Origin of the sequence: Kaistella sp., assembly GCF_041824135.1 — a bacterium.
Classification (GTDB): Bacteria; Bacteroidota; Bacteroidia; order Flavobacteriales; family Weeksellaceae; genus Kaistella.
In genome coordinates this window covers 25963-38900 of sequence record NZ_JBGZYM010000069.1, presented here as the reverse complement: position 1 = coordinate 38900, position 12938 = coordinate 25963, and the positions used below count along the sequence as shown (strand labels likewise).

Here is a 12938-nt window from a genome sequence, read left to right as displayed (position 1 = left end):
GTATCGTAACCTACTTTTAATTCAGCTGTTTTTCCTGGCATGATTGGGTCTTTGGTAACTTCTGGATTTGTACAACCACAAGATTCTTGCATTCTTCTAATGATAAGAGGTTTGTCTCCTGTATTTTTAATAACGAAAATTCTGTGCCCATCTGCACCAACTGCAACATTTCCATATTCGTAAACGGTTTTGTCAAAAGAAATAGTTTGTGCTGAAGCAAGTGCAAAAGATCCGGCTAAAAATAGGCCTGCGAAGATTTTTTTCATTTTTTTATTTTTTAAAAATTTGGTTATTTGATTGAGTTTAACAAACAAAGTTAAATATTTTTTTATTAGTAAGGTCAATTTTTTTTATTTCCCTATTTTTGCATCTATTAAGCCAAAGATATATTATATGCAGATTTCAGAGAAATATACGCCACAGGAAACAGAACAGAAATGGTATGATTTCTGGCTAAAAAATAATTATTTTCACTCCGAGCCCAACGAAAAACCTCCCTACACAATTGTAATTCCACCACCAAATGTGACTGGGATTTTACACATGGGTCATATGCTGAATAATACCATTCAGGATATCTTGGTTAGAAGAGCGAGAATGCAAGGCTTTAATGCATGTTGGGTTCCGGGAACAGATCACGCATCGATTGCGACCGAGGCCAAAGTAGTGGCAAAACTGAAAGAAGAAGGCATTAATAAATCAGATATTACCCGTGAAGAGTTTTTAAAACACGCCTGGGATTGGACCGACAAATATGGAGGAACAATTTTGGAGCAGTTGAAGAAATTAGGTTGTTCATGCGATTGGGAGCGTACCAGTTTCACTATGGAACCAAAACTTTCTCAGCAAGTGGTAAAATCGTTTATCGATTTATATAATAAAGGTTTAATTTATCGTGGTTACCGAATGGTAAACTGGGATCCGGAAGCCAAAACCAATATTTCTGATGAAGAGGTTATTTTCAAAGAGCAGAATGGAAAACTGTTTTATTTAAAATATAAGATTGAAGGAAGTGAAGAATTCTTGTCTGTTGCAACAACCCGTCCGGAAACGATTTTCGGCGATACTGCCGTTTGTATCAATCCTGATGATGAAAGATATGCCCATTTAAAAGGGAAGAATGTGATTGTTCCTATGGTTAATCGCGTGATTCCCATTATTGAGGATGATTATGTAGATATTGAATTCGGGACTGGAGCTTTAAAAATTACGCCGGCCCACGATACCAATGATTATGAAATTGGGAAGCGTCATGGTTTGCCAATGATCGATTCTTTGGATGATGATGCTAATTTGAATGATCACGGTTTGCATTATTCAGGGAAAAACAGGTTTGTTGTTCGTAAAGAAATTGTTAAAGAATTAGAACAAAATGATCTTTTATTAAAAGCAGAAGATTACGTTAATAAAGTAGGAACATCTGAAAGAACAGGCGCGGTTATCGAACCGAAAGTTTCAGTTCAGTGGTTTTTGAAAATGTCAGAAATGGCAAAGCCAGCTTTAGACGTGGTGATGAATGATGAGGTGAAATTTCACCCGGAAAAATTCAAAAACACTTACAAACACTGGATGGAAAACATCCGCGACTGGAATATTTCACGTCAGCTTTGGTGGGGGCAACAAATCCCGGCTTATTTTTATGGTGAAGGACAGGATGATTTCGTCGTAGCAGAAACAATGAATGAAGCTCTGACTTTAGCTCAGGAAAAAAGTGGAAACCAAAATTTGACAGTAGAAAATTTGAAGCAAGACGAAGACGCCTTGGACACTTGGTTCTCTTCCTGGTTATGGCCGATGTCGGTTTTCGATGGATTGAACGATCCTGAAAATAAAAATATCAATTATTATTACCCAACTTCTGATTTAGTTACCGGACCGGATATTATCTTTTTCTGGGTTGCCCGAATGATCATGGCAGGAATCGAATATAGAAAAGAAGTTCCTTTTAAAAATGTTTATTTCACCGGAATTGTGCGGGATAAGCAAAGACGGAAAATGTCGAAATCACTGGGGAATTCTCCGGATCCAATTGAATTAATGGAGAAATATGGCGCAGATGGCGTTCGGGTTGGAATCTTATTGAGTGCACCTGCCGGAAACGATTTGCTTTTTGATGAAGAATTAATGTTGCAGGGAAGAAATTTTGCAACTAAGATCTGGAACTCCAATAAATTAATTCAAGGTTGGAAAAAAGATGATTCGATCAAAGCGAATGAGGCAGACCAACAGGCGATCGCTTGGTTCGGAAATCAAATGGATAAAACTATTGCCGAAATTGCAGATCAATTTGAGAAATTCAGAATTTCTGACGCGTTGCATTTGGTATATAAACTGATCTGGGACGATTTCTGTTCTTGGTATTTAGAAGCTATTAAACCCAATTACGGTGAAGCGATCTCTACTGAAGTTTATGATCAGACCATTCAATATTTCGAGGAATTAATGAAATTGTTGCATCCATTTATGCCATTTTTATCTGAAGAATTGTGGCAGAATATCTCTGAGCGAACGATAGAAGAGGCTTTAGTTATAGCTCAGCAAAGAAAAGTTCAGGATTACGATAAAGAGTTGATCAAACAGTTTGAAGTTTCTAAGGAATTAATTTCTGGCGTTCGTAATTACCGTCAAAGCAAAGGGATTTCACCGCGTGAAAGTGTTGAAGTTTTTACCAATGCAGTTTCTTTTGACAATGAAAATTTAGTTCGAAAATTAGCGAATATTGATCAAATTCATTTCGCTGAAAAAACAGATAAACCAACATTCTCATTCTTAATTGGCGGAACGGAAGTTTCAATTCCATTAAGTGAAAACTTAGATTTAGGAGAAGAGAAAATTAAAACTGAAGAAGAGATCAAATATTTAAAAGGTTTCATGATGTCAGTTGATAAAAAATTATCCAACGAAAAGTTTATGGCAGGAGCGCCTCAGCAAGTAGTTGATAATGAATTGAAAAAGAAAAAAGATGCGCAGGATAAATTAGTTCTGCTCGAAGAAAAATTGAAAACTTTATCATGAACCACATCGAAAATATCAAAAAACTTTTCAACAAGAATTTTGTAGAAAGCCCTTTAATTGAAACGTTCGAGGCAGGAAATTTAATTCTTACTTCAGGAAAGTTGGTCGCTAGCGATCCTTTGATCACCAGTGAAATGCCGGCTTTTACAACTGTTTTTCCAATCGGGGAATTTCCGGTTTTGGTTCATAAAGAAATCGAAAGCAATTGTATCGCCTACACAGAAATTGTTTTTAGTGCTGCGGAAATTGCAACTTGGGAACTCGCAACTTCAGAAGGTCAACATCTTACTGAATTGGAAGAAGGAGAAATCTACGGTTTTCCCGTGGAAAGCGGAATGGGTTGTTTGATGGATTATGAAACCCAAGAAAATCTAAATCTGTTGGAACAACATTTGTTCAAAAGAAAAGGGGACGATTTTACAGGAATTTATGAAGAATTTTTCCACGAACATTTTTTCCAGGAAGAAGGCGCTGTTAATCAATACGCTTTTCTAAAACCTAATGACGAAAAACCAGGAAATTTATTCGCTTTTGAAACCGGTTATGGCGAAGGGTTTTATGCCAGCTATATCGGATTTGATAAAAATAACGTTCCCGTAAAAGTAGTTTCCGAATTCGTGGAAATTAATTAAGGTTATATATTTCCTAGTCGACCTATATTTAAGTACATTTGAAACCTAAGTTATAAAAAATGAATATCACTTCTGAGCAACCTAAAATTATTGTTATTGGCAGTTCTTCAATAGATTTAGTTTTGAATACCGCGAATCTTCCCCAACCTAATGAAACGGTAATGGCAGAGAAATCTGAGAGTTTTTTTGGAGGGAAAGGTGCCAATCAGGCTGTTGCAACTTCACGACTTGGGGCGAGCACTTATTTTATTGGCGCGGTAGGAATGGATCCATTTGGTCAGCAGATTTTAAGAAATTTAGTTGATGAAGGAGTCAATGTGGGTTATGTTGTAGAAATCGAAGAAGCAGCTACCGGAACAGCTTATGTAGTGGCGGCAAAAGGGGTAAACTCTATTGTAGTCGTGCCTGCGTCTAATTATTGTTTAGAACCGCAACATGTTGCAGAAGCAGAAAAGTTTTTTACCACAGCAGACTTGGTTTTAATTCAGCTGGAAATCCCGATGGATGTGGTAGAATATACTGCAGAACTGGTAAAGAATAATGGTAAGAAAATGGGGATCTATGCCTCTCCAGCAAAACCTCTTTCTGTAGAGATAATAGAAAATTCTTCTTTTATCGTTGCTAAAAGTAATGAGCTGTCTATTATATTTGGTGATGAACCGAGGGAACAGATTTTGCGGAAATATCCAAATAAATTATTTGTGCGGGACGATACCAATTCTACGACCTATTTCAATGGTACCGAAATGAAATATTACCGAAACGACCACGATTCTGTTTTACATAAAATGGGAATGGGTGATGCTTTTACCTCAGGATTTGCCGTTGCGCTTTGCCACGGAAATAGCATTGATGACTGTGTGAAATTCGGAAATGATGTTTCTCTAAAAGTAACTAAGAACAGAGGGTCTCAAAGTGGTTTACCTTATTTAAAAGATATCATTGCAGGGTAAATTGCTATATTGAGCATATCGGTTTTCCTTTTTTAATTCCATTAAAATTTATATTTTTAAAAAATAATTCCACTTATTGACAAGTGGAATTTTCATTACTATGAAAGAACTGACTCTAAATACTTCCGATCATATTCCACTTTCTATAAAGGTTTTTGAACCTGAAATATCCAACGGAAAATTGCTGCTGATTAATTCTGCAACCGGAGTAAAACAACAGATCTATTTTTCTTTTGCAAAGTATTTCGCTGAAAATGGTTTTACCGTAATAACCTACGATTATCGGGGAATAGGCGAATCTAAACCAGCAAAAATGCGCGGCTTCAATGCATCGATGAGAATTTGGGGAGCTGTCGATTTTAAAACTTTAACTGATTTTATTCAAAAGGAATATCCTGATTATACCCAATTTTGTTTAGGCCATTCCGTGGGAGCATTGATTCTGGGAATTAATGATTACTCGAAAAATTTTGAGAAATTTATTTTTGTAGGTACACAAGATGCCTACATCGGAAATTTGACTTTTACGGTTGCTGGTACTGCGTTGCTCGGTTTCGGAATTACACTTCCCGCAATGACTCATTTTTTTGGCTACTTTCCCGCGCATCGATTTGGCTTGGGAGAATCTTTACCAAAAGGCGTTGCGTTCGATTGGCAGACTTTAATTCTCAATAAAAAATCGACAAGCAAGTTGTATGAGAAAATAGGAGAGAATACTTCCAAAGAATTAAGTCAAAAAACTTTTATTATTCACGCCGAAGATGATACTTGGGTAACGCAGAAAGGAATGAAAAACCTGCTTAAAAATGTTTATCCAAATTTAAAAACGACGTATAGAGAAATTAAAATTTCTGAATCTGAAAAAGGCGAAATCGGACATGTCAATTATTTTAGAAGTTATAATAAGAAACTTTGGAAGATCGCATTGGACGAACTTTAAGGTGGAAGAAAAATCAATCAGTAGAAATTGTCTAAATTTACAGTTAGCTTAAATTGACAAAAAATGAAAATATATACCAAAACCGGCGACAAAGGAGAAACTGCTTTATATGGTGGAACCCGTGTTTCCAAAGCATCAGCAAGAGTTGAATCTTACGGAACCATTGATGAGCTCAATTCTTTTATCGGCGTGGCAAAAAGTGAAGTAAAAGATGAGCAGGTTTTAAATCAATTGAAGAAAATTCAGTTCGATTTATTTACGCTTGGGTCAGAATCCGCAACGCCAACGGATAAATTAACTTTAGCCAACGGAAAATCACGTTTGGCTTTGATGATTACCGATACAGAAATTGAAGAACTGGAACATTGGATGGATGATTTTGAAAAAGAATTAGCGCCATTGCAATATTTCATTCTTCCGGGAGGCGGCAGATCTGCAACCTCTTTGCATGTTTGTAGAACCGTTTGTAGAAGAGCAGAACGAAGTTTAGTATTCTTAAATGAATCCGAAGAAGTACGACCAGAATTGATAAAATACCTGAACCGACTTTCTGATTACTTATTTGTTTTAGCACGTTATGTTTCAAAACTGAATAATGAAACCGAAGAATATTGGAATCCAAATGACCGATAAAGCACTTCTCTTCATCAATGGAATCCCGCCAGAAAATCTTCCTAACATTAATAATTATTCTTTAATTGCCTGTTCCGATGGTGCTTTTAATTATTTAAAGAAGAAAGGTTTTCCTTTGGAAAAGCTCGATTTTGTTTCCGGAGATTTCGATTCTCATTCTGGAATTGATGAAAATGTATATCAGACAAAATTCATCTATACGCCAGATCAGGATAAGACCGATTTTCAAAAATCTCTGGAGATTATCAAAGAGAGAGGATTTAAAACCGTCGATGTGTACGGCGGAAGTGGTGGTGAAATGGATCATTTCCTTGGAAATCTTACGGTAGCTTTTAAATTTAAAGAAGATTTAAAGATTTCTTTTTTTGATGAATATTCGACCTATTTCTTTGCTCCTGAAAATTTAATCTTAAACGATGTCCAAAATCGAATGATCTCTTTATATCCTTTTCCAACCACAGAAAATGTAACTACTAAAGGTTTAAATTGGCCTTTAACTCAAGAAAATTTAGATATTACCAATAGAATCGGAACTCGGAATTTTGCTAAGGAAAAGCAAGTGAGTATCGAATTCGAAACCGGAAATTTAGTCGTCTTTGTTGGAAATGAAAGACAGCGCTAATTTTAACGGAATTTTAAAATAGAAACCCAACTTTTTTCCGCAACTTTGCACATTCAAAACATTAAAACTTTATAAATCAATGAAGATTAAATATTCAGAACTTATCGATCAAACTCTGTATTTCCCGACGGAAGAATTTAACGTCGCGGATAATACGCTTCAATTTCACGATATTCCTTTAATGGAAGTCATAGAAAAGTTCGGTACTCCTCTGAAGTTTAATTATTTGCCAAAGATTTCGATGAATATTCAACGTGCAAAAGCATGGTTCAAAGAAGCTTTTGAAATCAATGATTATAAAAAGAGTTACCGCTATTGCTATTGCACAAAATCCAGTCATTTCGCTTTCGTTTTAGAAGAAGCCCTGAAAAATGATATTTCCTTGGAAACGTCTTCTGCTTATGATATAGACATCGTAAACTCTTTGTATGAAAAAGGGAGGTTCGACAAAAATGTTGAAGTGATTTGCAATGGATTCAAAACCGACGATTATTTAGCAAAAATTTCTGATCTCATCAACAAAGGTTTTGAAAACATTACCCCTATTTTAGATAATTACAGAGAGTTAGATAAACTGACAGAAAGCATCGATTGCAAATTTAATATTGGGATCAGGATTGCTTCCGAAGAGGAACCAAAATTCGAATTTTACACCTCTAGATTGGGAATTGGTTATAAAGATATTATTCCATATTACAGCCAGAAAATTGCAGATCATCCGAATGCCAGATTGAAGATGCTGCACTTTTTCATCAATACCGGAATCAAGGATACCGCTTATTATTGGAACGAATTATACAAATGTTTACGCGTTTACGCCCGGTTGAAAAAAATAGCGCCGGAAGTTGATTCTTTAAATATCGGTGGCGGTTTTCCTATTAAAACTTCTTTAAATTTCGATTACGATTACCAATATATGGTCAATGAAATCGTTTCGCAGATCAAAAAATTCTGTGAAGAGGAAGGCGTAGAAGAACCAAACATCTATACCGAATTTGGTAGTTTTACCGTTGGCGAAAGTGGTGGACATCTTTATAAAATCATTTCTCAGAAACGTCAGAATGATAGAGAAAAATGGAATATGATCGATTCCTCTTTCATGACGACTTTGCCTGATACGTGGGCGATTTCAAGAAAATTCATCATGCTTCCGATCAACCGTTGGGAAGATACTTACGAACGTGTTTTTCTTGGTGGATTGACTTGTGATTCAGATGATTACTATAATTCTGAACAGCATACCAATGCGATTTATTTGCCGACCTTCAGCGATACTAAACCTTTGTATATTGGCTTTTTCAATACCGGAGCATATCAGGAAACCATCGGCGGTTACGGCGGTGTTCACCACTGTTTGATGCCACAGCCGAAACATATTTTGATCGATAAAGACGAAGAAGGCAATTTTGTTTACACCATGTTCCGGGAAGAACAAAAACCGGAAGAAGTTCTAAAACTTTTAGGGTATTAAGTACTGAGATCCAAAAAATTTAATCCGTATCTAATTGATATAATTTAGGAGCAACAAATTAGTTGCTCCTTTTTACTTTTCGGTCCAGCTGTCCACTATATCCCAAGCCAATGCTGATCCCTCCCTTTTGGGGATACCGTTGCCATCTGGGCTAGAACAACGATCAGATTTCTTTTCAAAGCAGTTCTCTACAAAATGGCTTTTCGGCGGTCGCGACAGCTCAAAAATAAAGACTGATCTTCTCAACCTCAATTTCCGAAAAATCTGAAATTAACAAGTTTGCCTTGTCATAATTCTGACCCACAGAATGTTCACTTTTGTAGGCCGTACAAAATATTCCGGCAGAATGAGCAGCGATAATTCCATTCGTGGAATCTTCTATGACCATACAGTTTTCTTTAGGTTCATCAGCGATTTCCGATGCAAGAAGAAAAATTTCCGGATGAGGTTTCGATTCTTTCAGATCCGCACCACTAATTTTTCCAACGAAATATTTTTCGAGCCCGAATTTTTCAAAAACCATGTTGATCGTCACCATACTTGCAGAAGAAGCCAACACCAGTTTAATTCCGTTTTCAAAATAATTTTCAATCAAACTTTTCACTCCTGGAAGCAAATTAAAATCAGCATCATTATAAAAATAATGCTTGAAGTACTTTCTTTTAATTAGCGCCAACTCTTCGTGTGATTGACTTAACTGATGATTTTCGATTAACGTATTGCAAACCTTTTTAGTCGAGGCACCCGTAAAAGAAGTGTATAATTCTTCATAAACTTCAATTTCTAAATCTTCAAACATTTGAAAATATGCTCTTCTGTGGAGTGGTTCGGTGTCAACGATTACACCGTCCATGTCGAATAAAACTGCTTTTAATGGCATTCAAAAATTTTTACAAATTTAGGAAAACAATTATTTACTTTTCTTAAAAGCCTTTCAGTCTTTCAAAGGGTTCACGGGTTAGTTCTATTTTTGTAATTGTAAAATCCAGGAACTGATTTTGTCTAAAACTTTAGGTGAAAAAGTTTCTTCAATTTGTCCATACTCAGAAGGATTTCCGGTTGTTGCGGTTTGGAAAAGATGATTTAAACCTTCGAATTCTACAATTTCAAAATTCTTGTTTCCTGCTTTCGTCATTGAGTTTTTAATTCCGGCTAAATTTTCTTTTGCAGAAACCTGCAAATCTAAACTTCCATCGACTGCTAAAACTGGAATCTTAACTTTAGATAAATAATCGTTTGGATTAAACTTGATGAAATATTGAAACCAAGGTGACGACATTTGAGCAATGTAAGCTACCCTTTCTTGCGCAGACATGTTCGGATAATTTTCCTGTAGATATTTTGTAAAATCGGCTTTGAAATCTTTTCCTTCATAGCGTTTGGCGTAAGTAAATGTTTTGGATTTTATGGCCAATACTTCATCAATCGCAGCTTGTGGTAGATTTGCACTTTCTGCAAGTTTTTTATTCTGATCCAAAGTCAACTCGATAATGGGAATGCCGGGAGCGGCAAGAAGAACTAGAAACTTTACCTTTTTGTTCGTATTTGCAACCATTGGCGCAATCATGCCACCTTCTGAGTGACCGATAAGACCGATGTTTTTGTATCCGTTTTTTACTAAATAATTAACCGCTGAATTAATATCGGTGGCGAAATCAGCGGACGTAGCGTCCGCTTTGCCTTTTTCCGAACCATCAATTCCACGATCATCTAAACGTAAAGTTGCGATTCCCTTTTTTGCCAAATAATCTGCGATGACCCAAAAAGGTTGATGCTCAAACATTTCTTCATTTCTGTTCTGTGCGCCACTTCCGGTAATCATTACCAATATGGGTTGATTTTTTTTAAAGTTTTGTGGTTCTGCAATCGTTCCGGCGAGTACGTTTCCTTCTGTATCATTTTTAAAAGTAACATCATTGGAATTATAATTAAAAGGAGGTTTTGGAGTTTGTGGTCGATTCAAAACTGTGGTCTCTTCGTTTCTTGTAAGAATCAGAGGAAAGCTCAGTCCACTTTGTGTAAATGTTCCCTCGATTGTAGCAGCGTTCAACCTTCCTGTGAATATAATTCCTAAATCAGGAGCGGCAAATTTTAGTTCATTGTTTTCAAATAAAGTATTCTTTATTGGGATTCCTTTTGCTCCTTGCAGTGGACTGTCGAAAGAAGATTTTAAATCATTTCCTACTTTTTCAATATGAACTACTAGCGGTAATGTTTGTCCCTGAACATCTAGTTTTCCATACCAGAAACCGGTAATCTTTTGGGAGAAAACCAGCTGGAAAGTAAATAAAAACAATCCGATGATGTATTTAGTTTTCATGTGTTTGCATTTTTGATTCAAGATGGTCTTTAGGAAGTTGAATATAAAAATAGTGATTTATTTAATTGGATAAACTGAAAATTTATAAAACTTACTTTCTATTATCTATACGACTTCAGAAAACGCGCAGAATTATTTTGAAATTTTTATCTTTGAATTTCTAAACAAGAAAAAACTACATTCAAAAATAATATGAAAACATACGCAGATATTCCGGAAGAAAATGCTCAATTAGAAACCTCGAAAGTAATGCTCGTAACCGTTCCTTACGATGGAACTTCTACCTGGGGAAAAGGTGCTGACAAAGGTCCGGAACTTTTTTTAGACGCTTCAGAAAATATGGAATTGTACGATATCGAAACCAGTACAGAACCCTATTTAGAAGGAGTTTATCTAGCGGGAGATATCACAGAGAAATCTTCTCCTGAAGCCATGACCGAAGCTGTTTACGACAAAACCAAAGAACTCCTTGCTAACGATGGAAAGCTATTTACTCTTTTTGGTGGTGAACATTCGGTGTCGATCGGTTCTATTCGGGCGGTTGGTGAGAAATATGAAAATCTAACGGTTTTGCAATTAGATGCCCACACCGATTTACGTCCGGATTTTCACGGATCTACTTCTAATCATGCCTGTGCGGTTTATGAAGCCAGCCAGAAACATAATTTGGTTCAGGTTGGAATCCGTTCTATGGATATTGAAGAAATGCAATATGTAAATAAAGAACAGTGTTTCTGGGCTCACCAAATTGCAAATAATGAAAACTGGATCAATGACGTTTTGGATAAAGTTTCCGGAAATGTTTATATCACGATCGATTTGGATGCTTTCGATCCATCGATCGCTCCATCAACGGGAACTCCAGAACCAGGAGGTCTGCAATGGTATCCAACTTTGGAATTACTGAGAAAAGTATTTGAAAAATGTAATGTGGTTGCTTTTGATATTGTTGAGTTAATGGATTCCCCAATGCCGAAACCGACTGCGTTTTTAGCAGCGAAATTATACTACAAAATGTTGGCGTATTACCACATCAGTAAAAATTAAGATTAGAGAAATCCATAAAGTAAAACCCATAGAATTTCTATGGGTTTTGTATTTTAACGTTCTAATAAAATATCATCTACATCTTTCATTCTGTTCATGACGGAACGCGCGTAAGAGCAATGTGGATAAACTTTCCAGTTGTTTTCTCGGGCGAATTTGATTCCTTCTTCAACCAAATATTTCCCCATTCCTTTTCCTTCGAATTTTGAATGAACCAAGACGTAAGAAATGACTAATTTATTTTCGTCCGGGAAAATGGTGTAGGTTAATCTGCCTACTTCGTCCTCTTCCTTACTCAAAGTTAAAACGCCACCGTTTCCTGATCTGTTATTTTCGTATTTCATTGTAATCTTTTTTAGTTCCTTAAATTTAAGGAAAATAAATGGAAGAAAAATTTTCTAATTATAACTGATCTCGTTCGGATGCGATCATTGCAGCCCGACTTGAGTGGAGCTCTTTTTATGAAACGAAGTGGAATAAAAAAGCGGGAATCTCGTCCCAAAGACGAGAGATTAGTCTGCCCAAATTACCATTTAAAAATCTTTTCCCGTGTAAAAATTATAGTCTTTAATGACGACGTTGATGAATTGGCGTTCGGTCATTTTGGTAGGATCGATTTCTAATTTTAGGATCTCTTTAATTTTGGTTGAGAGTTTTGAAACGACTTGACGGTCATCAATTTTTAATGCTTTTTGATAATTTTCTTTAATGATTCTCACATCGTTATCGGTCAACGCAATAACTTGTGGGAAAAGAGGAATGTAATCTTCTTTGAGGTTTTCTAAAATGGTATGTGAAATGTTTACTCGGTTTTTTAGGGAGATCACTGCGGTGCCAGAAGCGACTCCGCCCAGTCTTTGGTTGTGTTTAGAAACGATCATGCTGACTAAACCGACCACGCCTGAATTGGAGAAAACATCGATCAACCTGAAAAACCAACGCATCAAATAATCGCCGAAACTCGCTTGGAATCCATCGATTTTTACGACTTTAATTTTTACGACTTTTTTTCCAAAAGTTTGGCCTTCCATGAGGCTTTCACTGACCAGAGTGTAAACATGAATTGGAATCGTGAGTATAATAGAGACCGCCATTTGAGACCAATTATCTAGACCATCAAGATAAGAAGCGAAATTAAAAACGCGAAAAAGAAACCAAAAAAGAATCAGAACATACGCTCCTTTAATGAGGAGATCTATAACGAAGGCCAAAATACGCTCGCCAATACTTGCGGTATTGAAATTTATATTTACATTTTGTGAAGTATTTATAGCGATCAGCGACATATTTTTATTATTTTAGCAT

At 36.1% G+C, this 12938-nt stretch carries 13 protein-coding genes; 8 read left to right on the top strand and 5 right to left on the bottom strand.

Annotated features, from left to right (window positions below; all coding sequences use genetic code 11):
- A partial coding sequence (locus ACEYOS_RS07550; RefSeq protein ID WP_373797550.1) for a DUF1573 domain-containing protein occupies positions 1 to 266 on the bottom strand: 266 nt, incomplete at its 3' end.
- Between the two features lie 127 nt (positions 267 to 393).
- Here ACEYOS_RS07550 and ACEYOS_RS07545 point away from each other — a divergent pair.
- The 7 genes from ACEYOS_RS07545 to ACEYOS_RS07515 all read left to right on the top strand — a co-directional run bounded on the left by ACEYOS_RS07545 (position 394) and on the right by ACEYOS_RS07515 (position 8266).
- Positions 394 to 3015 carry a valine--tRNA ligase gene (locus tag ACEYOS_RS07545; RefSeq protein WP_373739229.1) on the top strand — a complete coding sequence of 874 codons (2622 nt, stop codon included), beginning with the start codon at positions 394 to 396 and terminating at the stop codon, positions 3013 to 3015.
- Positions 3012 to 3647, top strand: coding sequence for a DUF4241 domain-containing protein (locus ACEYOS_RS07540; protein WP_373709409.1), 636 nt, complete (start codon positions 3012 to 3014; stop codon positions 3645 to 3647). Before ACEYOS_RS07545 ends, ACEYOS_RS07540 begins: the two co-directional genes overlap by 4 nt.
- A gap of 59 nt (positions 3648 to 3706) precedes the next feature.
- Positions 3707 to 4600, top strand: coding sequence for a ribokinase (locus ACEYOS_RS07535; protein WP_373709410.1), 894 nt, complete (start codon positions 3707 to 3709; stop codon positions 4598 to 4600).
- A 100-nt stretch (positions 4601 to 4700) separates the two neighbouring features.
- Complete coding sequence (locus tag ACEYOS_RS07530) at positions 4701 to 5540, top strand: alpha/beta fold hydrolase (protein WP_373709411.1); 840 nt, start codon at positions 4701 to 4703, stop codon at positions 5538 to 5540.
- A gap of 63 nt (positions 5541 to 5603) precedes the next feature.
- Positions 5604 to 6173: a cob(I)yrinic acid a,c-diamide adenosyltransferase gene (locus ACEYOS_RS07525; protein WP_373709412.1), complete on the top strand. Its 570-nt coding sequence runs from the start codon at positions 5604 to 5606 to the stop codon at positions 6171 to 6173.
- On the top strand, positions 6136 to 6795 hold the full coding sequence (locus tag ACEYOS_RS07520; RefSeq protein WP_373709413.1) for a thiamine diphosphokinase: 660 nt from the start codon (positions 6136 to 6138) through the stop codon (positions 6793 to 6795). Before ACEYOS_RS07525 ends, ACEYOS_RS07520 begins: the two co-directional genes overlap by 38 nt.
- A gap of 79 nt (positions 6796 to 6874) precedes the next feature.
- Positions 6875 to 8266, top strand: coding sequence for an arginine decarboxylase (locus ACEYOS_RS07515; protein ID WP_373709414.1), 1392 nt, complete (start codon positions 6875 to 6877; stop codon positions 8264 to 8266).
- A gap of 220 nt (positions 8267 to 8486) precedes the next feature.
- Here the strand turns inward: ACEYOS_RS07515 and ACEYOS_RS07510 are convergent, their stop codons facing one another.
- Positions 8487 to 9146, bottom strand: a complete 660-nt coding sequence (locus tag ACEYOS_RS07510; RefSeq protein WP_373709415.1) for an HAD family hydrolase — start codon at positions 9144 to 9146, stop codon at positions 8487 to 8489.
- An 84-nt stretch (positions 9147 to 9230) separates the two neighbouring features.
- Positions 9231 to 10586 (bottom strand): alpha/beta fold hydrolase, encoded by a 1356-nt coding sequence (locus tag ACEYOS_RS07505; protein WP_373709416.1) that lies wholly within the window; start codon positions 10584 to 10586, stop codon positions 9231 to 9233.
- A 192-nt stretch (positions 10587 to 10778) separates the two neighbouring features.
- Here ACEYOS_RS07505 and speB point away from each other — a divergent pair, with 192 nt between their 5' ends.
- Entirely contained in the window at positions 10779 to 11633 is an 855-nt protein-coding gene (speB, locus tag ACEYOS_RS07500; protein WP_373709417.1) for an agmatinase, read from the top strand.
- Positions 11634 to 11686: 53 nt separating this feature from the next.
- Here speB and ACEYOS_RS07495 read toward each other — a convergent pair whose 3' ends face one another.
- Complete coding sequence (locus ACEYOS_RS07495; protein WP_373709418.1) at positions 11687 to 11977, bottom strand: GNAT family N-acetyltransferase; 291 nt, start codon at positions 11975 to 11977, stop codon at positions 11687 to 11689.
- A 189-nt stretch (positions 11978 to 12166) separates the two neighbouring features.
- The gene (locus tag ACEYOS_RS07490) at positions 12167 to 12919 is read right to left on the bottom strand and encodes an RDD family protein (protein WP_373709419.1); all 753 of its coding nucleotides are present in this window, start codon (positions 12917 to 12919) and stop codon (positions 12167 to 12169) included.
- Positions 12920 to 12938 lie beyond the last annotated feature (19 nt).